Source organism: Bacillus sp. REN3 (assembly GCF_017912555.1).
Taxonomy (GTDB): Bacteria; Bacillota; Bacilli; order Bacillales; family Cytobacillaceae; genus Mesobacillus.
Window position 1 is genome coordinate 14,280 of the sequence record NZ_JAERSD010000031.1, and the last position, 22,608, is coordinate 36,887.

25 protein-coding genes are annotated in these 22,608 nt (G+C 47.1%); 1 reads left to right on the forward strand and 24 read right to left on the reverse strand.

The features are described 5' to 3' along the window. Positions 1–3: 3 nt before the first annotated feature. The 13 genes from glmU to metG form a co-directional block, all read right to left on the reverse strand. Positions 4–1,377 (reverse strand): bifunctional UDP-N-acetylglucosamine diphosphorylase/glucosamine-1-phosphate N-acetyltransferase GlmU, encoded by a 1,374-nt coding sequence (gene glmU / locus JJQ88_RS19270; RefSeq protein ID WP_210367665.1) that lies wholly within the window; start codon positions 1,375–1,377, stop codon positions 4–6. A gap of 220 nt (positions 1,378–1,597) precedes the next feature. Next, a complete protein-coding gene (gene spoVG / locus JJQ88_RS19275; protein WP_210367666.1) occupies positions 1,598–1,888 on the reverse strand; it encodes a septation regulator SpoVG in 291 nt (96 codons plus the stop codon). Positions 1,889–2,103: 215 nt separating this feature from the next. Continuing rightward, positions 2,104–2,478, reverse strand: coding sequence for a RidA family protein (locus JJQ88_RS19280; RefSeq protein WP_210367667.1), 375 nt, complete (start codon positions 2,476–2,478; stop codon positions 2,104–2,106). 31 nt (positions 2,479–2,509) lie between these two features. Then, a complete protein-coding gene (gene purR / locus JJQ88_RS19285) occupies positions 2,510–3,334 on the reverse strand; it encodes a pur operon repressor (protein WP_210367668.1) in 825 nt (274 codons plus the stop codon). A gap of 56 nt (positions 3,335–3,390) precedes the next feature. Continuing rightward, complete coding sequence (gene ispE / locus JJQ88_RS19290) at positions 3,391–4,260, reverse strand: 4-(cytidine 5'-diphospho)-2-C-methyl-D-erythritol kinase (RefSeq protein WP_210367669.1); 870 nt, start codon at positions 4,258–4,260, stop codon at positions 3,391–3,393. 345 nt (positions 4,261–4,605) lie between these two features. After that, positions 4,606–4,785 carry a small, acid-soluble spore protein, alpha/beta type gene (locus JJQ88_RS19295; protein WP_210367670.1) on the reverse strand — a complete coding sequence of 60 codons (180 nt, stop codon included), beginning with the start codon at positions 4,783–4,785 and terminating at the stop codon, positions 4,606–4,608. Between the two features lie 173 nt (positions 4,786–4,958). After that, on the reverse strand, positions 4,959–5,222 hold the full coding sequence (veg, locus tag JJQ88_RS19300; RefSeq protein ID WP_125481632.1) for a biofilm formation stimulator Veg: 264 nt from the start codon (positions 5,220–5,222) through the stop codon (positions 4,959–4,961). A 209-nt stretch (positions 5,223–5,431) separates the two neighbouring features. Then, positions 5,432–6,316 (reverse strand): sporulation peptidase YabG, encoded by an 885-nt coding sequence (gene yabG / locus JJQ88_RS19305; protein WP_246861296.1) that lies wholly within the window; start codon positions 6,314–6,316, stop codon positions 5,432–5,434. 313 nt (positions 6,317–6,629) lie between these two features. Beyond that, the gene (gene rsmA / locus JJQ88_RS19310) at positions 6,630–7,508 is read right to left on the reverse strand and encodes a 16S rRNA (adenine(1518)-N(6)/adenine(1519)-N(6))-dimethyltransferase RsmA (RefSeq protein ID WP_210367672.1); all 879 of its coding nucleotides are present in this window, start codon (positions 7,506–7,508) and stop codon (positions 6,630–6,632) included. After that, positions 7,501–8,061 (reverse strand): ribonuclease M5, encoded by a 561-nt coding sequence (gene rnmV / locus JJQ88_RS19315; RefSeq protein ID WP_210367673.1) that lies wholly within the window; start codon positions 8,059–8,061, stop codon positions 7,501–7,503. Before rnmV ends, rsmA begins: the two co-directional genes overlap by 8 nt. A 308-nt stretch (positions 8,062–8,369) precedes the next feature. Further along, complete coding sequence (locus JJQ88_RS19320; RefSeq protein ID WP_210367688.1) at positions 8,370–9,554, reverse strand: G5 and 3D domain-containing protein; 1,185 nt, start codon at positions 9,552–9,554, stop codon at positions 8,370–8,372. A 237-nt stretch (positions 9,555–9,791) separates the two neighbouring features. After that, complete coding sequence (locus JJQ88_RS19325; RefSeq protein ID WP_210367674.1) at positions 9,792–10,559, reverse strand: TatD family hydrolase; 768 nt, start codon at positions 10,557–10,559, stop codon at positions 9,792–9,794. 727 nt (positions 10,560–11,286) lie between these two features. Further along, a complete protein-coding gene (gene metG / locus JJQ88_RS19330) occupies positions 11,287–13,242 on the reverse strand; it encodes a methionine--tRNA ligase (RefSeq protein WP_210367675.1) in 1,956 nt (651 codons plus the stop codon). 537 nt (positions 13,243–13,779) lie between these two features. On the opposite strand from metG, the gene JJQ88_RS19335 reads away from it, so the two are divergent. After that, on the forward strand, positions 13,780–14,067 hold the full coding sequence (locus JJQ88_RS19335) for an AbrB/MazE/SpoVT family DNA-binding domain-containing protein (protein ID WP_210367676.1): 288 nt from the start codon (positions 13,780–13,782) through the stop codon (positions 14,065–14,067). 95 nt (positions 14,068–14,162) lie between these two features. Here the strand turns inward: JJQ88_RS19335 and rsmI are convergent, their stop codons facing one another. The 11 genes from rsmI to JJQ88_RS19390 form a co-directional block, all read right to left on the reverse strand. Beyond that, the gene (gene rsmI, locus JJQ88_RS19340) at positions 14,163–15,041 is read right to left on the reverse strand and encodes a 16S rRNA (cytidine(1402)-2'-O)-methyltransferase (RefSeq protein ID WP_210367677.1); all 879 of its coding nucleotides are present in this window, start codon (positions 15,039–15,041) and stop codon (positions 14,163–14,165) included. After that, positions 15,019–15,306: a GIY-YIG nuclease family protein gene (locus JJQ88_RS19345; protein WP_210367678.1), complete on the reverse strand. Its 288-nt coding sequence runs from the start codon at positions 15,304–15,306 to the stop codon at positions 15,019–15,021. The genes rsmI and JJQ88_RS19345 overlap by 23 nt, the downstream gene beginning before the upstream one ends. Further along, positions 15,293–16,036 (reverse strand): tRNA1(Val) (adenine(37)-N6)-methyltransferase, encoded by a 744-nt coding sequence (locus JJQ88_RS19350; RefSeq protein WP_210367679.1) that lies wholly within the window; start codon positions 16,034–16,036, stop codon positions 15,293–15,295. The genes JJQ88_RS19345 and JJQ88_RS19350 overlap by 14 nt, the downstream gene beginning before the upstream one ends. Positions 16,037–16,166: 130 nt before the next feature. Further along, the gene (yabA, locus tag JJQ88_RS19355; protein WP_210367680.1) at positions 16,167–16,541 is read right to left on the reverse strand and encodes a DNA replication initiation control protein YabA; all 375 of its coding nucleotides are present in this window, start codon (positions 16,539–16,541) and stop codon (positions 16,167–16,169) included. A gap of 13 nt (positions 16,542–16,554) precedes the next feature. Continuing rightward, the gene (locus tag JJQ88_RS19360) at positions 16,555–17,385 is read right to left on the reverse strand and encodes a PSP1 domain-containing protein (protein ID WP_210367681.1); all 831 of its coding nucleotides are present in this window, start codon (positions 17,383–17,385) and stop codon (positions 16,555–16,557) included. Next, positions 17,378–18,385, reverse strand: coding sequence for a DNA polymerase III subunit delta' (holB, locus tag JJQ88_RS19365; RefSeq protein ID WP_210367682.1), 1,008 nt, complete (start codon positions 18,383–18,385; stop codon positions 17,378–17,380). The genes JJQ88_RS19360 and holB overlap by 8 nt, the downstream gene beginning before the upstream one ends. A gap of 13 nt (positions 18,386–18,398) precedes the next feature. Continuing rightward, positions 18,399–18,839, reverse strand: coding sequence for a YaaR family protein (locus tag JJQ88_RS19370; protein WP_210367683.1), 441 nt, complete (start codon positions 18,837–18,839; stop codon positions 18,399–18,401). 19 nt (positions 18,840–18,858) lie between these two features. Beyond that, positions 18,859–19,188: a cyclic-di-AMP receptor gene (locus JJQ88_RS19375; RefSeq protein ID WP_210367684.1), complete on the reverse strand. Its 330-nt coding sequence runs from the start codon at positions 19,186–19,188 to the stop codon at positions 18,859–18,861. A gap of 511 nt (positions 19,189–19,699) precedes the next feature. Further along, on the reverse strand, positions 19,700–20,341 hold the full coding sequence (gene tmk / locus JJQ88_RS19380) for a dTMP kinase (RefSeq protein ID WP_210367685.1): 642 nt from the start codon (positions 20,339–20,341) through the stop codon (positions 19,700–19,702). Continuing rightward, on the reverse strand, positions 20,342–21,772 hold the full coding sequence (locus JJQ88_RS19385; RefSeq protein ID WP_210367686.1) for an aminotransferase class I/II-fold pyridoxal phosphate-dependent enzyme: 1,431 nt from the start codon (positions 21,770–21,772) through the stop codon (positions 20,342–20,344). 75 nt (positions 21,773–21,847) lie between these two features. Beyond that, positions 21,848–22,060, reverse strand: a complete 213-nt coding sequence (locus JJQ88_RS19390) for a sigma factor G inhibitor Gin (RefSeq protein WP_481748322.1) — start codon at positions 22,058–22,060, stop codon at positions 21,848–21,850. Positions 22,061–22,608: the final 548 nt, after the last annotated feature.

Below are 22,608 nucleotides of genomic sequence, written 5' to 3' on the forward strand. Positions count from 1 at the left end.
GACTTATTTCTTTACGTTCATTTTCCCTACGTAATCTTCTTTATTGACTTGGCGCGCGCGCGCAACTGCAAGGGCCTCGCCCGGAACATCTTCTGTAATCGTCGAACCGGCTGCCACATAGGCGCCTTTTCCGACTGTCACCGGCGCAACAAGATTTGAATTGCAGCCGATGAACGCTCCGTCTTCAATCTTTGTCAAAAACTTGTTCTTGCCGTCGTAGTTGACTGTGATCGTGCCGCAGCCGATGTTGACGTCAGCTCCTACTTCCGCATCGCCGATATAGCTCAAATGGGATGCCTTGCTTCCTTTGCCGAACACAGCTTTCTTGATTTCGACAAAGTTGCCGACCTTCACTTCATCGTTGATATCGGAATGCGGTCTGATATGCGCGAACGGCCCAATATTCACATCTGAACCAATCTTACTGTCAAAAGCCGCGGACTGGCGGATTACAGTGTTGTTTCCAACTACACAATTGCTGATCTCACTGTTCGGTCCCAGTTTGCACTCAGAACCAATGACTGTCTTTCCGGAAACCATCGTTCCAGGATAAATCACTGTATCCTGGCCAATTTCCACATCAGGCCCAATATACGTATTGGCGGGATCAATGATCGTCACCCCATTCCGCATATGGGTTTCGTTGATCCTCCGCTTCATGATTCCTTCTGCCTGGGAAAGGGCAACCCTGTCGTTGACGCCGAGCGTTTCCTCGAAGCTGCCGGTAACGTAAGCCGATATAGTCTCTCCCTGGTTTTTCAGGATTTCAATGACATCGGGCAGGTAGTACTCTCCCTGCACATTGTCATTCGATACACGATGGATCGCTTCGAACAATAGCTTATTGTCAAAGCAGTATGTACCTGTGTTGATTTCATTGATGCTTCTTTCTTCCTCGGTCGCATCCTTGTGCTCGACAATCTTCTCGACAAAGCCGCTCGCATTCCTGACAATCCGCCCATATCCTGTTGGGTCCTCAGCCCTTGCCGTTAGAATCGTAGCTTTTGCCTTTGTCTCTTCATGATGCTTGAAAAGGGCTTCCATTGTTTCCGCCTTGATCAAAGGGGTGTCTCCGCAGACAACAATCGTCACGCCTTCCCTGCCTGAAAGCATTTCCTCGGACTGTAGCACCGCATGCGCCGTTCCAAGCTGTTCTGCCTGCAGTGCGTATTGGCTGTCATCGCCGAGCTGTGCCTTGACCTTTTCCGCACCATGGCCGATGACCGTCACGATTTCGTTTATATTAAGACTTTTCACTTGGTCAATTACATGCTGGACCATCGGCTTGCCGCATACAGGGTGAAGGACTTTATAAAGCTTCGACTTCATTCTCGTCCCCTGTCCGGCAGCCAGGATGATTGCATAACGATTTGACATTTGGCAGGCCTCCATTTTTACCTTTTTATCCATTACGAATATATCTTAAATAGCCTTCTATTTCAAGGATTGTAGACAAGTGCATTTATTTGTCAAATTCGGGTAGAAATGCCTGCAGGGGCTCCCGCACACGGGAAACAGGTTTAAAAAGGGGGAAAATGGGCATATAAAAAAGAGCCAAGCTTGTGCAGCAGGCTCTTGATGACTTACTTTTTATTTCCTAGGATGCTCCAGCTTCTTCAAATTCGACTTCCATTTCACCTAAACGGTTGTACTCTGCCAATACAGCTTCCTGAATTTTACCACGTGTCCCTGAATTGATCGGATGGGCGATATCCCGAAACTCGCCATCAGGTGTGCGTTTGCTCGGCATCGCAACGAATAGGCCGTTATTTCCATCAATCACCCTGATATCGTGGACAACAAACTCATTGTCCAACGTGATGGAAGCGATCGCTCTCATCCGTCCATCTGTATTAACGCGGCGCAGTCTTACGTCAGTTACTTCCATTCTGTTCACCACCTTTACAAATAGATAAAATCTAGTTAAATAATTCCACACAGAAACCCAAATTCCTTCTTTTCTGTAAAACTTTTTTAAAAAGATATGGCAAATCCATGAACATCGACTTATTGTAAACCCTTTCTTCTTCCTAATTATAAGAAAAACGGGCTATTTAGTCTATTGACTCTTCCGAAAAACTTCCTGGCACAAAAAAACGCCCGTTATTTAACGAGCGCAATCACTTCGATTTCTACCAGGGCATCTTTAGGGAGCCTGGCTACCTCCACGGTCGAACGCGCAGGCTTATGGACATTGAAATATTCCCCATATACCTCATTCAATTGAGCGAATTCATCCATGTTCTTGATAAAGACTGTTGCTTTCACAACGGTTTCCAAGGAAGCCCCTGCCGCATCCAAAACAGCCTTCAAATTTTTGAACACCTGGTGCGTCTGGGCTTTTATATCCCCTTCAACCATCGTACCTTCCGGCGTCAACGGAATCTGGCCAGAACTGAAAAACAGGTTGTTGACGACAATCCCCTGTGAATATGGGCCGATAGCCGCTGGCGCATTAGAAGTGTGTACACTTTCCATCTTGTCACCCCGCAATTTTTTTATAGGAATCTTATTCTCTTCTCAAGAAGTAATTTCCTTCACTCACAGTAATTCTCCGTTCCTTGACATCGACATCCGACAGCCGGACCAATGAAAGATATTCATCCACAAGCCGCTCCTCGATGTTTTCAGATTCGACGAGGACGGCGATTCCGGCCAATTCCGCATCGAATTCGTCAAGCATGTTGATCATCCCGTTGACCGTTCCGCCTGCTTTCATGAAATCATCGACAATCAGCACCTTGGACCCTTCGGCGAGGCTCCGCTTTGACAATACCATTGTCTGGATCCTTTTTGAAGAACCGGAAACATAGTTAATGCTCACGGTTGACCCTTCCGTTACCTTGCTGTCTCTCCTGACAATCACGACAGGGACATTCAAATGACTGGCAACAGCGTAAGCGATCGGGATGCCTTTTGTCGCTACCGTCATGACCACTTCGATATCCTTTTGAGCAAAAGCGGAAGCAAGCAGCCTCCCTACCTCCTGGACGATTGCCGGGTCACCGAGGATATCGTTCATATACAGATACCCGCCAGGAAGAAGACGGTCCGGGCTTGCCATGGTCGCGCAAAGCTGCTGGATTAATTCCTTCGCTTTGCCATCATGGACATTGACATGGAATTTAACTCCGCCCGCCGCTCCCGGCACGGTCTGCAGCACACCAATTCCGCGCTGTTCAAACGTTTCTTTGATGATGGCAAGGTCTTCGCTGATCGAGGATTTGGCAGAACCATACTTCTCCGCAAAATAGGTTAACGAAACCAATTGACGTGGATGTTCAAGTAAATACGTTGTCATATCAATCAAACGCTCGCTGCGCCGAAATTTCATGCAAGAACCCCCAAAATCCGAATATTTAAGGTTAATTATACCACTATTATACGGATTTAATCAAGGGTGTGCCGTTCACCAAGAATCCTGACAGCAAATACTTGGTCACAAAATCCGCGTAAACCATTGTAAATTCTGTTCATCCGTGAGTCATGCTCAACAAGGCTGAAAACCGTCGGGCCGCTGCCGCTCATCAGCACAGCATCCGCACCGAATCGCTTCATTTGGTCTTTGATCTGGGCTACCTCAGGATACAGTTGCAATGTAACCTCCTCAAGGACATTGCCAACGCTTCGGCAAACCTTGTCAAAATCACCAGCTTCAATCGCTGAGATCATCTCTTTTGTAGGTGGATGATGGATTTTTCCAACATTCAGGCGGCGGTAAATATCCGCTGTCGAAACACCGATGAACGGCTTGGCGAGTACAACCCAGCAAGTCGGCGGAGGTGGAAGCTGCTCGATGATTTCTCCCCTGCCGGTCGCAAGAGCCGTTCCTCCGTAAACACAGAAAGAAACATCCGAGCCAATCTCCGCCCCAATCTCCGCCAGTTCGTCCAATGACAGGCCAAGCCCCCAGAGCTTATTCAGGCCGCGAAGCGTAGCGGCAGCGTCACTGCTTCCGCCAGCAAGCCCTGCGGCGACAGGAATCGTTTTCTCGATTCCGATCGACACGCCCTTTCTCACCTGGAATCTTTCTTTTAACAAAAGTGCTGCCTGATAGGCAAGATTCCGCTGGTCATCCGGCACAAACCGATTGTGCGAATAGATGAGGATCTTGTCTTGCCCAAGCAAGCTGAGTTCGATCCGATCCGCCAGATCGATAGTGGTCATGACCATCTCAACTTCATGGTAACCATCCGGCCGTTTATATAAGACATCAAGCGACAGATTAATTTTCGCTGGCGCTTTCACTAAAATTTTCATTGTTCCACCTACTTTAAACGAAATCCATATTTTGTCCTATTTTACCACAAAAAGATAAAAGTAAGACTTCCCGCAACATCCCCGCAGATAAACTATTTTATCATCTGAGGCCGATTCCATACAGTTATTTCACATGTTTTTAAACAAAATGTATCGTTAATGGCCACCCGCGACTCCAACAGCACAGCGGGAAAAGCCGCAGCTTAAAGGGCGTTCCCTTTTATGTAACCTTGCATATCAAGGGATAAACAATAAAAAAAGCCGGGGGCTCTGCCCCGGCTGCCGTGATGGAATGATTTCATTTTTCAAGAAAGTCCAGCGGTTCAAGAGAAACAAAAAGCTCAATCAGCGCCTTGGATTGGCAAGCTGCCGTTCAGCCAATTCAATAGCGCGCTTGACCATGTTCCCTGCGTCCTTTGCCTTGATGCCGCCCCAGCCTTCGTTCTGGACAACATCATAAAAGCCAAGTTCCTTTGCGAGCTCTACCTTTAATTGGTCAGACATGATCCCTCTTCTTCTGCCCACTAAAACCAGCTCCTTCCTCCATCACGGCTTTTTTAGTATTTTTTAAAAAGCGGATTTTCATGTGCGCCTTATTTATCCTCCTGGCGAACATCCAACTCCGGCAAGTGGTTTTTAGGCAAAATAAAAAGCAGTTAACCCGAAAGTCCACTGCTTGTACCACTTTGGCCCATTCATCAGCTCAAGGCCATAGATCCTGTTGTATCCTCAAAGAAGGTAATTTCAACCGTTTCCGTTAAAACATCCGCGTAGCTGTATGAAACTCGCTCAAAAGCATTTTCATCCTGATCAAGCTCAATCACGAATACGGACGGATAGGTTTCAGCCAGGACACCTGAACGTTCAATCGTTTTCCTGCGTCCGCCGTTCGCCTTTAATAAAAGCCTTTTTCCTAAATTTGAATCCAGTGCTTTCTTGATATCCGATAATGTTTTTGGCATTCGGTCCACCTCACTGTGTAAAGTATAACATACTGACACAACTTCGTCAAATAAAAACATAAATTATAACAGTATTCAAAAATAAATGTCAATGTTTTTTCATCTTCTTTTTCTTATATTTTTCAACATTTTTAGAGTAACCTTCTTCTGGGAGAATTATGTACGGGATTCCATAAAAAAAACGCCGGCAGTTCTATCCGCCGGACGCTTCATTCAGATGAACTTTTCCGATAGGGCATTCCCGTCCTTAATACGCCCTTTGTTTCGATTCCACCGAGACCCTTTTCACCGGTCAATGTATTCCTCAGGACATCCCAGACATTGATCCGGTCCATGAATGGCGTAAAACTGATTTTGGCCACTATGTAAACAGGATCAAGCGCGTGAATATTGACCCTTGAGGGCGAACTGGCAAAATTGGCTCCAGCGTGGATCAAAGATTCGAAATGCGACTGGCACGCGCCAGCAAAAATGACAAGCTGGTCAAGATGGGGAATTTTTTTTCGGGCTTCCCTTACGGTTTGGGCGAAGTGCCGCGAATGCCGGTAAGCATTAAGGTCCTCCATGGATCCTTTCGCTTTCGAATAGGCATCATGGCCGGTGATGACCAATATATCCGGCCGGTAATAGTCGATGAGGTGGCCGATTCGGTCCGGCATCTCTTTTTCATTGCAATGGATCCCATAGACAGGGACACCTACTTTTTTATAAAGGGACAGGCACTTCTCCAAGTAGTTTGGATCCCCATCAAGATGGAGTACCTTCCCGGGCATCTGGAAATAGTTATAGGATTTGCTGTAGCCTTCTGTGGCTTCATACTCCTGCTTTTGCTGCAGCAAATCGACATCCTGCCGGAACAGACGGTACGATTGCTCCTCGAGTGACTGGAATTCCTTCGTCAGCCGTGATTGCATATCCGGATCTATTTTTATCAGATCTTCATACGGCGCATCCGCAATCAAGCGGAATTCCTCCCCATACAGGATGGCTGTTTTCCTTCCTTCTATCTGTTTGATATCGATCACACGGAACATAATATCGCAATGATACGAAACCCTGCCGACGATATCCATAAGATTAATGTCCACAACCATCACTCCCAACTTGCCCGTACATCAGGCCTCGCTATTGGTTTTCCTCTCATAAGCTATGCAGGATCCCGGTAAGGTGTGAGCATTGGAAGAGCGTCCCGAAGAAAGGACGATATTTTATTTGGCAGAGATCACTTTACAGACAGATCTCCTGTACAGAAAAAGAACCGGATTGGAATGGACAGGCAGCAAGCCTCCATGTTGCCTCCTCGGCGAACCTGGACGCATCTATAGTCTTTGTTCGTCTGGGGGCTTGCCTCATTTCCCCCCTGCAACGCAACGTTCTCTACAAAAAAAAGCCCGGTGATCCCGGACTTCAGTTGAAATATGGGTGAAGAGCGTCGCTCAGACGGGCGAATTCCTCGATTGCCAAGGTTTCACCCCTGCGGGACTCTTCGATTCCAGCCTCCTTGAGCGCCGCTTGGATTTGTTCCTTCTTTTGCTTTCCTTCTGGAAGCTGGCTTGTCAGGTTGTTCAGGATTGTTTTCCTTCGCTGGGCAAAGCTAGATTTCGTAACGAAGAAAAAAAACGCTTCATCAACCACATCTACCGGAGGCTGATCATGCAGCGTCAGCCTGATCACAGCTGAGTCGACATTCGGCTGAGGCATGAATACCGTTTTGGGGACAATCATCACCGTTTCTGCTTTCGTATAGTACTGGACTGCGATGGACAACGAACCGTAGTCCTTCGTGCCTGGCTTTGCCGAAATGCGGTCAGCCACCTCCTTCTGGAGCATGCAGACAATGCCCCTGATCGGCAGCTCCTCCTCGAGCAGCTTCATCAGGATCGGGGTTGTCACATAGTATGGAAGATTGGCAACGACCATGACATCTTCGATTCCGGCGAATTCCGTCTCGATGACCGCCCGTACATCCGCTTTCAAAACATCGCTATGGATGATCTTGACGTTCGGATAAGGTGACAGTGTATCTTCCAGGATCGGCAGCAGCCGCTGGTCGATTTCAAAAGCGACAACCTTCTCGCTCCTCCTCGCCAGCTGTTCAGTCAGCGCACCGATTCCAGGTCCAATCTCGATAGCGGCACTTTTGCCGGTAAGCTGCGCATGGTCAACAATCCTGTTAAGAATATTGGTATCGATCAAAAAGTTCTGCCCAAGGCTCTTTTTGAATGAAAATCCGAATTTATTCAGTATTTCCCTCGTTCTTGCTGGTGTGGCAATATCCTTATGCATCCTGTTCCTCCTCGAAGATTTGCGCCATAGCAGCAGCGAAATCCGTTCTATTCACCTGAAACATCATCAGCCGCTTATGCAGCTGTTTTCCATTGGCATATCCGATTTTAAGCAGCAGGCCAAGCTTTTCCCGGCGTTCCTTCGCCCCTGGGCCGCCAATCAAGCCTGCGGCAAGCAAGTCTTCCTGGGTGATTTCCTCGATAGCTTCCTCTTCCATCATGTGGGCATCCCGCAGCGCTTCCCTGATCGTTTCAGGCGAGGCGTGCTCTACTCCGATGCCGCGTCCATATTTCGGCTTCGCCAGCTCTTTCGGGACAAACGCATGCTTGCAGCCCGGAATATGCTGGGTAATCGTGTTTCGGATTTTTTCACCAGGAAAGTCCGGATCGGTAAAAATAATCACGCCCCTTGTTTCGTGGGCTTTACGGATTTTTTCAATCGTTTCAGCATTGATGGCCGAACCGTTCGTTTCAATCGTATCGGCTTCAACCGCGCGACGGATGGCGGTTGTATCATCCCTGCCTTCCACTACGATGATTTCTTTAATTTTCATGTGTCCTCCAAATATAAAGAAAAAAACTTTTTCTTTTTTCTTTGAAATAAATGAAACATTTCTGAAATATAATCGTCTATATAGGTGTAAAACTTTGAATGGTTTTTCTTATTATACCTTAAACGGATTGCTGCTGAAAAACAAACAAAGAAAACCCGCCGACTGGCGAGCCTTAGGGTGCAGACAGAGGCATAGCCGCACTTATCGTTTATTCCTGAAATTGGCCGCCGCGTCAGTTGCTTCTTTGCTGACAATGATACTTTCTTAAACTACAAAAATGCAGAGGAAGGATTCCCCTGCATCGTTGATTAATTCAGGACTCTGATTTTCACCCGTTTACGGCCCCAGCGATAAGCATCCGAGCTAGAACCAAAGAAGACATCGATCTTGGCACCTTTTACCGCAGAACCTGTGTCGGCCGCTACCGCATAACCGTAGCCATCGACATAGACTTTCGTTCCTAACGGAATGACACTAGGATCGACAGCGATTACCTTGGCGTTCGGATTCGTCCTTAAGTTGATTCCTGTTGCTGTGTAGCCGGAGCACCCGTTGCAGCTTGCCGTATAAGCAGTTGAAGTGACATAGAACTCTTTCCCTGCTGGCTTGCTTGAACCGCGGGATACTTGGGCCACGAGCACCTTCGTTCCCATTGCGACAACTTTGTCCTGCTTTTCTTTCACTGTTTTTTCATTGACCAGTTTCCGTGATACTTCCTTGCCATTTTCCATAATGACTTCATAACGCTTGGAAAGCAATCCTTCCTGGCCTTCATTTACGACTTTTTGTTTTCCTTTTAACAGATTGCTGTCGTTTTTGGTAATGACTGCGTAACGAATAGGTTCTTCAACTACATCGGTGACTTTTTCAACGCGAACGACATTCACTTTGCCGTTCTTTGTGACTGTCTTGTTCAGTTCAGGTTCAACACGGTCCAATTTGTTCAGTTTGATTCCTTGTTGTGATAAAAAGTCAGCGACCGTAGTCGAAGTCGACCATACTTCCTGCTCTTTACCGCCTACTACGAGCTTGAGCGGGAATGCTCTTTCAATGGCGATCTCCATATTCTTACTTAATTTATCGTCTGGGTTTAAGTTTAACTTGTCGTGTTCACTTAACACGATGTTTTGGTCTTTCAGGAAATTCCCTACCGTATCGGCTGATGTCCAATACGTTTCCTTTTCCTGGCCGTCTATTAATTCCACCTGTTTTGCCGGCTTCCATACGATCGAAAGGTTATTTTTAACCTTCGTATCCGCCTCCAGCGATAAATAATCCTCTGAGCGCAATGAAATTTCAAGATCATCAAATAAATCCTGGACTGTATCTGCGTGTGTCTTAATGACCTTTTCCTTTCCATCCAGAGTCAATGCTACTGTCTTTTTCGTGCCTTCATACATGAAGAAACCAAGCACAGCTGCAAAAACTAGGAAACTAGCAGAAAAAATCACCAGCTTCTTTTTACTCAAAGTCTTGGAAAACAGGTTTTTCATGCTTTTATTCACGATGAAAAACGCCTCCTCTTCTCGGAGTGATTATAAAGATATAGTTGCCGACTTGTCAACCCAGACACCCTTCCCCAAGGCTCTTCCTATTATGCAAGAACTTCCATGAAAAGAAAAGAAAGAGTTATCGACAAGGTTATCTTATGTTCCGGATCAGACATGTAGAACTTTTTGGAAATACAAAAAGTTTGGACAACCTTGCCGATAAATCGACATCATTTTTTATCACTTTATGCCGAATAATTTTTTTGCGTTTTCGGCTGTTGCCTCAGCAACTTCCTCAAGTGCCAACCCTTTTATGCCGGCTATTTCTTCAGCAACAAGTTTTACATACGCTGGTTCATTTCTTTTTCCACGAAACGGATGGGGCGTTAAATATGGGCAATCCGTTTCGACCAGCAGCTGGTCCAAAGGAATCTTTTCCGCGACTTCCTTCGGCTTCTTCGCGTTCTTGAAGGTGACTGGGCCGCCAAGCGAAATCAGGAAATTCATCTCGATGCATTCAAGCGCTATTTCCACACTTCCGCTGTAGCAATGCATGATCCCCCCGACTTCGGCTGCGTTCTCTTCCTTTAGTATCTCGACTATGTCTGCTGTTGCTTCACGATTATGTATGATGATAGGAAGCTGTACTTCTTTTGCAAGCCTTATTTGTTTCCGGAAGACCTCTTTCTGGACTTCCTTCGGAGATTTGTCCCAGTGATAATCAAGACCCATTTCACCAAGAGCGACAACCTTCGGATGCCCTGCCAACTCCCTCAGCCACTCAAGATGGTCAGCGGTCATATCGATTGCATCGACAGGATGCCAGCCTACGCTGGCATAAATGAACTCATATTTCTCAGCCAGCTCGATTGCTTTTTCGATTGTCTCCTGGTCGAACCCGACCACGACCATATTCGTAACACCTTCCGCTTTTGCCCGGTCAATGACCTCCTCAAGATCGTCGTTGTATTGTTCAGCATTTAAGTGTACATGTGTATCAAAAAGCATGGCTAGACTCCTTTACTGGCATCGCTTACAGTTTCATTCTAACCACCCCGGCCCGCGAGATGAATAGAAAAGCCACTTTGTTCTTTATTTCGTGAAAAAGATTTGTCGATATCATAACTTTTTTTCGTTGTAAAGGTCAAATTTTTCGTCCTTCCCATGTAAAAACCCGTCATTTAACGGGTATTAGGGACTGTTTTATTTTTAAAGGACCGCCCCTTGGGAAAGGGAGACCCCATCCAACGCTCAAGGCAGCGGGTATCTTAAAAAGGCTATGTGAAATTTGATTGTTGATTTCCACTCCCGGCACATCGACGTACAGGAAGTCCTCGTGCCGACTTTGCCGCAGGACGCGGCGGTTTTAGTCGGCCGCTTTCCCCAGGCGTGCCGGGGAGCATTTTCGACTCTATACGCCTCCGGAGCCTCCCCTGCCCTGTACTCCTGCTGGACACTGAATGGGCTTCCCCGAATTTGTCCACGCACGAAGGAAATGCGTTTGCATTTTCGAGGGGTCTACGTGCCTTCTCCAACCAACAGCTATTCAGAAATCAACACACAGCCAAATAAAAAAACCGGAAATGTTACACATGAAACATTTCCAGGTTTTTCTTACCGAGCCATTGTTGGCGCCTTCAGTTTGCCGATGTGATTTAATCCCTCGGGAAGCAGGAGGAACAACCTGCCATCCTTGTTACCCTTTGCTTGCCGCCGAGAGGCTCGCTTCCTTCGATTACTTGATTCTCGCTCCGACCGACAGGGAATCCTCAACGGATGCCAATGACATGACGCCGTCTTTTTCCCCGGCGAGGATCATTCCTTCAGAAAGCTCGCCGCGGAGCTTGACTGGCTTCAGGTTTGTGACACAGATGACTTTCATGCCGACCAGATCTTCTGGTTTATAATATTTCGCAATCCCCGAGACGACCTGGCGTTTTTCATAGCCTAAATCCAGCTGAAGCTTCAGGAGCTTATTCGCTTTTTTTACCGGTTCGGCATGGATCACCTGCGCGACCCTCAACTCCACCTTCATGAAATCATCAATCGTGATTTCATCCAGCTCTTCAGGCTTTTTCTCCGCTTCAGTCTCTGCTGCAGGTGCATTTCCCTGCATTTTTCCCTTGATGTACTCGACTTCCTCATTCAAATCGAGGCGAGGGAAAATTGGTTCACCCTGGATAACCTTCGTTCCTGCTGGAATTGCCCCGAATTCCTCCAGGCTTTCCCATGATTTCAATGAATCTGATGCCACGTTCAATTGTGCGAAGATCTTGTCTGGAGTCCTGGTCAAGAACGGTTTCAGCAGGATTGCCACCCTTCTTAAAGACTCAGCAAGGTGGACCATGACATTCGCCAACTCGCCTTTCTTCTCCTCGTCCTTCGCAAGCACCCATGGCTGGGTTTCATCAATGAATTTATTGCAGCGGCTGATCAAGTGCCATACTGTCGTTAGTGACACGGAAAACTCCATGTTTTCCATCGCTTCTTCATACTTTACAACCGTTTCTTTATTCACCTCGAGAAGCTGTTTCTCGAATTCGCCTTCAGAACCGTTGTAAGCTGGGATTTCTCCGCCGAAATATTTGTTGATCATCGCAACCGTCCTGTTCAGCAGGTTGCCCAGGTCGTTGGCAAGGTCGAAATTAATCCTTTCGACAAAGCCTTCCGGCGTGAAGACGCCATCAGAACCAAACGGCACTTCACGAAGCAGGTAGTAACGAAGCGCATCGAGGCCGTAGCGGTCAATCAACGTTACAGGGTCAACGACATTCCCTTTCGATTTGGACATTTTTCCATCCTTCATCAAAAGCCAGCCGTGGGCGAAGACTTTTTTCGGAAGCGGCAAATCCAGTGCCATCAGCATGATCGGCCAGTAAATCGTATGGAATCGGACGATTTCTTTTCCGACAAGATGGACATCCGCCGGCCAGTATTTCAGATACTTGGAGTCATCCTCTGTCCCGTAACCCAACGCAGTGATATAATTCGACAAAGCATCAATCCAGACATAGATGACATGCTTTGGATCGCCAGGGACTTTCACGCCCCAATCAAAGGTCGTACGTGATACAGCGAGATCCTCAAGACCCGGCTTGATGAAGTTATTGATCATTTCATTTTTTCTTGATTCAGGCTGGATGAATTCCGGGTTCTCTTCATAATAATTTAGCAACCTGTCCGCATACTTGCTCATCTTGAAAAAGTACGATTCTTCCTTCACCTTTTCGACAGGGCGGCCGCAGTCTGGGCAATTTCCGTCCTCAAGCTGCCTGTCTGTATAGAATGACTCACAAGGCGTACAGTACCAGCCTTCGTATTGGTCAAGGTAAATATCCCCCTGCTCCAGAAGCTGGGCGAAAATCTTTTCGACAATCTGTTTATGGCGATCCTGGGTGGTACGGATAAAATCGTTGTAAGAGATATCGAGCTTGTTCCAGAGTGCCTGGATGCCATCTACGATTTCGTCGACATATTGCTGGGGGGTGACCCCCTTCGCTTCCGCATTTCGCTGGATTTTCTGTCCGTGTTCGTCCGTTCCGGTCAAATACATGACATCAAAGCCGCGAAGCCTTTTATAACGGGCCATCGCATCGCCCGCTACCGTTGTATAAGCATGGCCGATATGGAGATTGCCGCTTGGATAATAAATTGGGGTTGTCAGGTAAAAGGTCTTTAATTTCTCTTCCATGGAGATCCTCCTTAACTAAAACTGCTTGTTCAATCCTAATAGTTGTTATTATACCAGCTAAAGCCATGCTTTAGTGTGTAAAAAAGCCCAGTCCTTCAAAAGGACTGGAGCTGGTCGGATAAAGGTCCGGCAAGGAGCCGTATCGATGTTCACTTATCTTTAACATGATTACCTCTTATATCCTCAAAATATACCTAATAAGACTAAATTGTGCAACTGCGAACAAATATGACAAAGAGATAACATTTTGTCGACATTTTTGTAGAATTTTGTCGAATAATGGTTTGCTTATTATGCACAGATAATATTTTCAGTATTTCCCCATCAGCAAAAATGACGGGCAAACCCTTGACGTAATTGATTTTATCAGCGTTGAACCATTGGTGCTGAAAGGTTTTCTTTCAATGCTAAAAATTTCTAGCAGAAGAAAAATAAATTAATTGACGTTAAATGGAATGGCTGGTATTATAGAACCAATAGAAAAACTATGTCGAAAAATGGCGAAATCATAGAAGGAATATGGGAGGAGAAAAGAATATGAAATCTACTGGTATTGTACGCAAAGTTGATGAACTGGGCCGTGTGGTGATTCCAATCGAACTGAGAAGGACTCTTGGCATTGCGGAAAAAGATGCTTTGGAAATCTATGTTGACGATGACCGCATCATCCTCAAGAAATACAAGCCAAACATGACTTGCCACATCACTGGTGAAGTTTCTGACAACAACATCTCACTTGCTGGCGGAAAGCTTGTCCTTAGCCGTGAAGGTGCAGAACAGCTTCTGAAAGAAATCCAGCAATCATTCGAACCTGTGGGCCAATAATCTTGCAAATCGAAAGCCGTGGAAGATTCCACGGCCTTTTTTTATTTTTATGGATTTTTTGCATTTCGACATTGCGGCTCCAGGTGCCTATTCTCTTAATCAATATGGTAAGCCTGGTATACATCCCTTTTTTGCATTCCGCGGTCTTTGGCTGTTTGCTTGATGGCTTCCTTTGGGCTCATGTTCCCATTGGCCATATAATGGTCGACATGTTCAGGGATCGCAAGCTTTTCCCACCATTTTGGCTCCTCTTTTGCGCTCGATCCCTCCGGCGCGCCTTCAATGATCAGCACGAACTCTCCCCGGATTTCCCCTTTCTCGGCCCACGCCAACACTTCTGAAATCGTCCCCCTGATGAATTCCTCGTACTTCTTCGTCAATTCCCTGCAAAGGACAATCTTCCGGTCGCCCAGTCCTGCCAGCAGCAAAGCAAGCGTCTCTTTCAGCCGGTGTGGGGCTTCATACAGAATGATGGAAGCCGTCTGCTTCGACAGCTCTTCAAGCTCTTTTTTCTTCTCTTTTTTTCCTCTCTGAAGGAAACCGTAATAATAGAAGGGCTGTGGCTGGATACCTGAGGCAATCAACGCTGTCAGCGCAGCGTTCGCCCCTGGGAGAGGGACGACAGCCAGCCCTTCTGCAATTGCTTCGACAACAAGCTCAGAACCCGGGTCCGAAATCGTCGGCATTCCCGCATCGCTTACAAGCGCTACTTTCGCCCCCTCCCGGATCTTCTCGATCAGCTTATGGCCACTGCTCTCTTTGTTATGCTCATGATAGCTTGTCACAGGCGTGTCGATTTCAAAGTAATTGCAGAGTTTCTTTGTATTCCTCGTATCCTCAGCCGCAATCAAATCAGCCTCCTTCAGGATCCTGATCGCCCGGAAGGTCATATCCTCAAGGTTGCCAATCGGCGTCGGGACAAGGTAGAGGATCCCTTTTTCATCTTCACGTTCAAAACTTTTCTGCTGCTGCATCTAAACCACCCGTTTCTTTCAGTAGGAAATCATCCTTCTTTTTCCGTGTCCATTGCTTGAACTCATACTCTGCCTTCAGTGCATCGCTTTTTTCAGCAAAGGCTTTCGAATACACCAGCCGGACAGGGCCACGGCCCCTTGTGTATTTTGCCCCTTTCCCTTCATTATGCATCTTCAGCCGCCGTTCAAGGTTGTTCGTATACCCTGCATACAGGCTGCCATCACGGCAAAGCAGCACATAAAAATAATGCTTACTTGTTTCCATATAAAATCTCTCTCACGATCGGTGTATATTCGTTATCTTCGCCATAAACAACCAGCGGCTCAAGGATTTTCAAATCCGGGCTCCCGTCCTTGATTGCCTCGATCAGCAGTGTATTGGCTTCCTTCCCGGCCTTAGGGTACACAAACTGGATCCTTTTCGGCTCCAGCCGGTATTTCCTCATCAGCCCGATGATATCGATCAGCCTTCCTGGCCTGTGGACGAACGCCACCTTGCCCCCCTGCTTAGCGAGCTGGCTGGCCGAACGGATGGCGTCCTCAAGGGTACAGAGGATTTCATGCCGGGCAATCGCCAAATGTTCATTCACATTCATTTCCTCCTGCGATGGAGTGGGAAAATAAGGCGGATTGCAGGTCACGACATCGAACTTTTCGTACCCGAGCTGCTTCGGGGCATCCTTGATATCCCCATGGATCATGTGGAGCCGGTTCCCTAATTTGTTATAGTCAATGCTGCGAACCGCCATATCATACAGGCGCTCCTGGATCTCCACGCCGGTAATCGTCCCTTTTGTCCTTGCGCTTAAAAACAGGGGAACCACGCCATTGCCGCTGCACAGGTCGACGAGCCTCCCTTTTTGGATCGGCACCCAAACGAACCTTGCAAGCAGCACCGCATCAAGCGAAAAGGAGAAAACATTCGGGCTTTGAATGATCCTTAAGTTCTCAGCCAATAAATAATCGAGTCTTTCATCATCTTTTAAATTCACCATTTCATCCGTTCCTCCGCAAGCTTATTGGAAACGCGGGGATTCGCTCCCATCTGCATTCAGCAGAATCAGCAGCAGCTTTCAGACCGTTTCCCTTAAAAAAATAGCCTTCCCGCTAGAGGAAGGCTGCCAACTATTTTTTATTAAGAAAGGACAGGCAAAACAGGCAATCTCCTTCATTGCGCGGGCTCCCAAAATGCAGGTTGCAAATATGGAAGCCTTCCTGGTAAAGCCGGGCAAGGTTGTCATAGCCCTCACCGATGTCCACCTGGTTCCTTTCGCTGTGGGCTGCCTGGCCGCTGCCCTTCGCACCTTTCTTAACTTTCGGATCCTTTTTATCAATGGTTTGATCCAGACGGCGTCTTAAATGTTCATTTTCCAGCTTCAATGAGTTATTTTCCTCAAGTATCTCTGCAAGATGCAATTTCAACTCACCAAGCTGACGGTACAATTGACCGATTTGCAATTCCATATTGCTTACTGAGTCAAAAATCTCCTTTTTATCCACCTGTTCCACCTCATTAATCTGTGGATGATTGTAAAGATACGGCTCCTGCTTCCTGTATTTCCTCCAGAGTGTATTCGAGGACACGTTCCTGGGCGGCTACATCCACTTGGAGGACACGTTCAAGGATATTCAATCCGACCACCTTTCCCGGGCCATGCGGCGTGACAATCGTCGCGCCAAGATCCGGAAGCTGTTCTTTCGCTGTCTCATATTCATCGTTCTCATATTTCAAACAGCACATCAGCCTTCCGCACAGGCCTGAGATTTTCGTTGGATTCAACGAGAGGTTTTGATCCTTGGCCATCTTGATCGAAACTGGATCAAAATCTCCCAAAAACGTTGAACAGCATAGCATTCTGCCGCACGGGCCAATACCGCCAAGCATTTTCGCTTCATCCCTGACACCGATCTGCCGAAGTTCGATCCTTGTCCTGAAAATGGCTGCCAAATCCTTGACAAGTTCCCGGAAATCGACGCGGCCGTCAGCCGTGAAGTAAAAAATGACTTTATTGCGGTCAAATGTATATTCAACATCAACAAGCTTCATATCCAGCTGATGTTCATTCACTTTATTGCTGCAAACATCATAAGCTTCTTTTGCAGCTTCCTTGTTTTCCTCGACAATCAGGCGATCCTTGTGATCCGCAATCCTCACTACCTTTTTCAAAGGCAGGACGACATCCTTTTCGCCGACCTGCTTGCGGGGAGTCACAACCCTTCCGTACTCGACACCCCTGACAGTTTCGACTATGACGAATTCGCCCACTTGAATTGAGAGATCTCCGGGATCAAAATAATAAATCTTTCCCGCTTTTTTGAAGCGGACACCTACTACATCATACAAGTGTAGATCCCTCCTGCAATTTTAACACCAGCTCTTCCATCAGCAGCTGGGGATTCATATTGGCATGCAGCTTTCTCTTGGCCTCCAGAATGGCTGCCATTTGATCTGTAAGACGCCGTCCAGATGTTTGTAGTGCGAACTGTTCTAAACGCGAGGATTCGTTCAGATATACAACCTGGTCTTTCTTGCCAAGCTGGATGTATAGTAAATCCTTAAAAATAAGAAGTAATAAATCCAAACCACGATCAATCTGATCTTTCTCTTTAAAGTGCAGGAACCAGCTTTCCTGGAGTGCGACCATCGCTTCCAGCGAATTCTTTTTCAGCACTTCATATAATTTTAACACTATTTTTTGTGCTTGTGCAAACCAATCATCATGACTAATTTCCAGTGCCTCATCCAGATTGTTCGTCAACTGTGCCAGAATCGGGGCCTGGTGAGGGCTCACTCCACCCGCAATCAACTGTTCCCGCATATTTTCAGGAGACAGCGGGGTGAAACTGATTAGCTGGCACCTCGATAAAATGGTCGGCAGCATTTGCTGCGCCTGCTCTGTGATCAAGACTGCAACTGTCCCTGCATGAGGCTCTTCAAGGAACTTCAGCAGGCTATTGGCTGCATTTGGCGTCATCCTGTCTGCATGGACAATCGTGTACAGCTTGTTTCTCGATTCGACGCCAGTCTTTGAAAATTCCTCCTGCAGTTCCTGGATCTGCCCTTTTTTGATCGACAATCCGTCTGGTTCGATCAAATGGATGTCCGGATGGTTCCCATGGCTGATCCGCTTACAGTTCAAACAGTTTTCGCAAGGCTTGTAGCCTTCAACCGGTTCAAGGCAATTAATGCTTCTGGCAAGGAGAAGGCTCATCTCCTTCTTGCCTGTCCCCCGCATTCCTTCGAATAAATACGCATGGGCTATACGGTTTTTCAGGATGCTGCTTTTCAACATTTTCAAGACATTGGGCTGCAATCTCTCCAGCTCGTCCCACGTTTTTGCCAATGCGATCACTCTCTTACGTATATAAATTGACTAACAGGCCCTTGATTTCCCCGATTTTTCCGAGCAAATCGACCTGTTCCCCTTTTTTATCCATCATATCATCGGCTAGTTCAATCAGCTTGTCATCAATGGTTGCGACAAGTTTCAGCGGACGCCCCTCGCCAAACTGGTTCCAGCTGTGCGAATGCTTCAGTTCCATTCCAAAGTTCACGGCTTCTTTCACAAATTGTTTCACGAGCGACTTGAATTTCGAAAGATCCCTGAAATTCTTCGATTTCGCAAGGCGTTCGCCAGCGGCGTCCACCTCTTTCATCAGCTGCTGAAGCTGTCCGAGCTGCAATTGATGCTCCTGCTTCTGTACAAGCGTATTGAACTTGGCTCCGCTGCCCGGGTGCTGCTTTTGTTCTGGCCGCGTGTTATCGACATTCAGGCGCAAATCCTGGTTAATCTTCATCTCGTTCCATTCCTTCTCACTAAAATTGGTGGAACTGTTCAACTGGCAATACAAATACCGTCGCCCCGCCGACTTCCACTTCAACAGGATATGGCACATATGAATCAGCATTTCCGCCCATCGGCGAAACAGGAGCAACGAGCTGCTCCCTTGATTTGCAGTTATCCCTGATGATCTCAAGAGCCTTTTCAACCCGGATGTCTTCTGTTCCTATAATAAAAGTGGTATTTCCCGACTTCAGGAAACCACCGGTACTGGCTAATTTTGTCGCGCGGAAATTATGGTCCACCAATGCATTCGACAGACGGTTGCTGTCCTGGTCCTGGACCACGGCTAAAATTAATTTCATTCAAGCTCCTCCTATTGTTTTAATCCGAAGCAATGTACCTTCATTATAACAGGATTCACGGTCCAAGGCATGGTATTATAGTAAATCCCGATTGCTGGAGGGTTTTTCCACCTTCCTTTTTTTAGGAAGGCAGCATTTCCTTTGATTGTGGCTTCCATACCCGGCCACGCGCTGCCCGCGGCTGACTGCAGAATCTTCAGCGCGTATTTCCGCCCCTTCTTAGGCATGACGAGACACTCTTTTTTCGCTCCAGCCACGTCCCAGTGTTAAATCCCTCAAAAGCGCAAGCGCCTTGGCCAGCCTGACGGACATAAGGCAATCCTTGAAGCGGCAATTCTCCAGCCAGGCGCAATGCGAGCCGAATCCCTTGCTGCCTTGCTCTCGCGGCATGAGCCGCGGGAGCAACATACTCCCCCGATCTGCTTCAGGGCGGCTGGTGACCCAAGCTTTTCAAAGCTAACGTTTCTCGAAATATACTTTCAAATTTTTTTAAAAAACAAGCCTCGAATAGTCAAGGCTTGTCAACATCCAGCAGCTTTTTTATCGTCGCTTCTGCTTCCTGGTATACTCTATCCAGTTCTCCCGAGGCATCGATTTTCACAATCCGGTCCGGGAACCGATCCACAAGTAGCCTGTAGCCTTCCCTCACCTTCTGATGGAACTCCAGTGCTTCGAGATCGAGCCGGTTCACTTCTCTCCCTTTATGCCGGCTGATTCTTGCCAGGCCGATTTCCGGATCCAGATCAAAATACAGGGTCAATCGTGGCATCATATCCTCGATTGCGAACTTGTTGATTGAATAGACCTCATCGATCCCAAGCCCCCTCGCATGTCCCTGGTAAGCGAGGGAACTGTCAATGAACCGGTCACAGAGGATGATCTTTCCCGATTCTAGAGCGGGCTTGACCTTCTCCGCGAGATGCTGCCTGCGTGCCGCTGCATATAACAAAGCTTCTGTCCGCGGGTCCATTGCCGTATTGTTTTTATCCAGGATCACTCTCCTGATTTGCTCGGCAATTTCGATCCCGCCTGGCTCGCGGGTTGCCAGCACATGATAGCCTTCTTTTTTTAGATTTTCTGCCAGCATATTGATGATCGTCGTCTTACCCGCACCTTCCGGTCCTTCTATTGAAATAAACATACCCTTAGCCATTTACATCCTCCAACTTTTGAACACTTTTATTTTTCCAGCCTGCAAGCTTTCCCCGCCTTGAATCTTGGCGCCTGCTCCCTGCAGGTACGAAATCGTCCCTATGTCTTCACTGCTTAGCCTTTCACCGCGAAGGCAAAGCGGGATACCTGGAGGATATGGAATCAGGTCCGCCGCACATATCCGTCCAATCGATTCGTCCAGCCTGACTTCTTCCGTTTCCAGGCTGTCCATAACACGATAGCTGACCGCCAGGGATGAAATGGCCTTTTTGTGAAAAGAAAACCCTGAATTGGCCTGTCCAACCGGAATCATATCCGATACCTTGGCAATTTTTCCAGCTGCCTCCTGCAAATGATGCGGCATTCCTTTTTTTAGCAAAGGAAGGACCAAAAGCACATTATAGGGATCTGCCAGCTCAGTGAAAATCCCTTCGCTTTCAAGGGCGTGCTGCAACTCATAGCCCGTCCATGCCCCTGTTGCCTGCAGGACGATTTTTAACGGATCAGCCTGCTTGATAAGACGTATTCCTTTCAGCTTTGTTATCATCCCGAGGAATTTCCCGATCGTTTCAAGCAGATTATCCATATCTTCCTGCCGGTAAGTACCAAGGTAGCTCCGGGCAAGATCGAGGGAAGCCATCAAGGGATAAGAGGGACTGCTCGACTGCAGGGCCTGCAGGTAAAACTGCAGATTGTCAAACGGCAGCAGGCTGCCCTGACAGTGGAGGTACGCCCCCATCGTCATCGCCGGAAGCGTCTTATGCGCCGATTGCACCACCACATCCGCTCCCAATCGAACAGCTGATTCAGGAAATGCCTTCCCAGCGATGAAGTGGACGCCATGGGCCTCATCGACCAGAACGGGAATTCGGTGCCTGTGCGCCAATTCAATGATGCTCTTAAGCTCATACGTCATCCCATAATAATTCGGATATGTCAAAATCAAAGCTTTTGCATCCGGATGCTGGCTGATCGCGTTCCTTACAGTTTCCCAACGGATTCCGCCTGCCGTCTTTGCATCCTGATCATATTCAGGACTTAAGAAAACCGGCTGTGCTTTCGCAAGCTTCAGTCCGTTCATGATTGATTTATGGGAATTGCGCTGCACAAGCACGCTGTCGTCTTCTTTTACAGCCGAAAGAATCATCGCCAGGTTCCCGACAGTCGAACCATTGATCAGGAAAAAGCTGCGCTCTGTACGGTAAAGATCCGAAAGCAGGTTTTCTGCCTCCTGTATCACGCCTTCCGCGCTGTGAAGATCATCCAGGCCTGTCAGCTCGGTGGCATCCAATTTTAATATATCGCGATAATACCGTTGCCCCTTGCCAGGAAAAATAGTTCCATTCTTATGGCCCGGCACATGGAAAGAAATCGGTTTCCCCTCCACATGCTGAATTAACCTGTCAAACAAGGGTGTCCGTGATTGATCCATATAACTCACCTTTAAAAGGTTTTTTTCATACCTGTCTATTTTACCACAAAAAAAATAAAAGCTCTGATTGAGCTTTTAACTGTAAATCCCAGGCTTCGTCACTTTCCTGAGCTTCTCAACATAGTATTTATATTTTGGATCACTCGTATCTGTATTGATCATGCTGCTCTCACACTCCGCGCAAACAAAAGAAGTATACAGGTGTATTCCAACCATCTTTGTCTGTTCGCAAATCACACACGTTCCACCTGCCTGGTTTTTAGCCAAAAGCGAACCCAATCCCTCCACCTCCATACACCTATTCTTGCCAACAGCAGCCAATTGTATTCAATATTCCGAATAATATTTTCAAAAGTTTAATTGTTTTATATACTATGACACCCACACCAAATCCTTGTATGTCTCACAACAAATTATTGAAGCACGGGGACGGTTCTTCTGCTTCAATTTCCAGTTGTGGCTGGAAGAGGATTTCAAAAGTAAAGTTTTAATCGTTAGTGGGAGAATAATCGGGTTACAGGAAATTATTGATCATTACTGGGAAAAAAAGTGCCTAAATGGGTGTGCGGATAGGAACGATTTGAAGGAGATAGTGCCCAAATGGGTTCCCAGAAAGCCAAAACGGGCACAATCCAACGCTTAGTGCCCATATGGGCGGGCGGATAGCCGAAATGGGAACGATACGAAGCAGGGAATTGAGGCGGCTACTGACGAAGCACTAGGGAACCATGACGGAATACTTGATTTCTTTCATTCTCCTTTTTCATTTTATCTGTTCAAGAAGCGGCTGAAAGACACAAAAAAAGAACAGCCCAGATCAGCTGTTCTTTTCGTTT

Excerpts from the sequence above, each read along its gene's own strand:
- glmU (WP_210367665.1), bottom strand. The coding sequence starts at position 1,377 with ATGTCAAATCGTTATGCAATCATCCTGGCTGCCGGACAGGGGACGAGA.
- purR (WP_210367668.1), bottom strand. The coding sequence starts at position 3,334 with ATGAAATTTCGGCGCAGCGAGCGTTTGATTGATATGACAACGTATTTA.
- rnmV (WP_210367673.1), bottom strand. The coding sequence starts at position 8,061 with ATGAAAATTAAAGAAATCATCGTAGTGGAAGGCAGGGATGATACAACC.
- JJQ88_RS19375 (WP_210367684.1), bottom strand. The coding sequence starts at position 19,188 with ATGAAATTAATTTTAGCCGTGGTCCAGGACCAGGACAGCAACCGTCTG.
- veg (WP_125481632.1), bottom strand. The coding sequence starts at position 5,222 with ATGCCAAAAACATTATCGGATATCAAGAAAGCACTGGATTCAAATTTA.
- rsmA (WP_210367672.1), bottom strand. The coding sequence starts at position 7,508 with ATGCATAAGGATATTGCCACACCAGCAAGAACGAGGGAAATACTGAAT.
- ispE (WP_210367669.1), bottom strand. The coding sequence starts at position 4,260 with ATGAAAATTTTAGTGAAAGCGCCAGCGAAAATTAATCTGTCGCTTGAT.
- yabG (WP_246861296.1), bottom strand. The coding sequence starts at position 6,316 with ATGGTTGTGGACATTAATCTTATGGATATCGTCGGCAGGGTTTCGTAT.
- JJQ88_RS19345 (WP_210367678.1), bottom strand. The coding sequence starts at position 15,306 with ATGGAAACAAGTAAGCATTATTTTTATGTGCTGCTTTGCCGTGATGGC.
- rsmI (WP_210367677.1), bottom strand. The coding sequence starts at position 15,041 with ATGCAGCAGCAGAAAAGTTTTGAACGTGAAGATGAAAAAGGGATCCTC.
- JJQ88_RS19385 (WP_210367686.1), bottom strand. The coding sequence starts at position 21,772 with ATGGATCAATCACGGACACCCTTGTTTGACAGGTTAATTCAGCATGTG.
- JJQ88_RS19280 (WP_210367667.1), bottom strand. The coding sequence starts at position 2,478 with ATGGAAAGTGTACACACTTCTAATGCGCCAGCGGCTATCGGCCCATAT.
- JJQ88_RS19320 (WP_210367688.1), bottom strand. The coding sequence starts at position 9,554 with ATGAAAAACCTGTTTTCCAAGACTTTGAGTAAAAAGAAGCTGGTGATT.
- spoVG (WP_210367666.1), bottom strand. The coding sequence starts at position 1,888 with ATGGAAGTAACTGACGTAAGACTGCGCCGCGTTAATACAGATGGACGG.
- JJQ88_RS19335 (WP_210367676.1), top strand. The coding sequence starts at position 13,780 with ATGAAATCTACTGGTATTGTACGCAAAGTTGATGAACTGGGCCGTGTG.
- JJQ88_RS19370 (WP_210367683.1), bottom strand. The coding sequence starts at position 18,839 with ATGAAGATTAACCAGGATTTGCGCCTGAATGTCGATAACACGCGGCCA.
- JJQ88_RS19325 (WP_210367674.1), bottom strand. The coding sequence starts at position 10,559 with ATGCTTTTTGATACACATGTACACTTAAATGCTGAACAATACAACGAC.
- metG (WP_210367675.1), bottom strand. The coding sequence starts at position 13,242 with ATGGAAGAGAAATTAAAGACCTTTTACCTGACAACCCCAATTTATTAT.
- JJQ88_RS19350 (WP_210367679.1), bottom strand. The coding sequence starts at position 16,036 with ATGGTGAATTTAAAAGATGATGAAAGACTCGATTATTTATTGGCTGAG.
- tmk (WP_210367685.1), bottom strand. The coding sequence starts at position 20,341 with ATGGCTAAGGGTATGTTTATTTCAATAGAAGGACCGGAAGGTGCGGGT.